At 64.0% G+C, this 446-nt stretch carries 1 protein-coding gene; it reads left to right on the top strand.

All coding sequences use genetic code 11. The annotated features are described in order from the left end of the window. Window positions 1–446 (top strand): Ig-like domain-containing protein (locus tag AC1DH9_RS31005; RefSeq protein WP_477809571.1); only part of this gene is annotated, 446 nt, incomplete at both ends.

Below are 446 nucleotides of genomic sequence, written 5' to 3'. Positions count from 1 at the left end.
TTGGTCAGCGCCAGCGCGCCGATCGGCCAAGGCAGTGCCAGCGTGGTCGGCAACCAGTTGCTGTTCAACCCCGGAACTGACTTCGATCACCTGGCGCAAGGCGCGGTCGAGCACGTGACGCTCAATTACCAGATGCAGGACGAATACGGCTCGCTCTCGAGCTCCACGGTGGACGTGACGATCACCGGCACCAACGACGCGCCGGTGGCGGTGGCCGATACGGCCGCCGGYACGGAAAACCAGMCCCTGACSATCGAYGTGCTGGGCAACGACACCGATGTCGACGACGGTCACGCATTCACCTTGGTCAGCGCCAGCGCGCCGATCGGCCAAGGCAGTGCCAGCGTGGTCGGCAACCAGTTGCTGTTCAACCCCGGAACTGACTTCGATCACCTGGCGCAAGGCGCGGTCGAGCACGTGACGCTCAATTACCAGATGCAGGACGA

It is taken from the genome of Pseudomonas sp. 05T35, from assembly GCF_056396605.1.
Note: the sequence above shows the minus strand (reverse complement) of the source record. Positions and strands in the feature narration are given on the sequence as shown.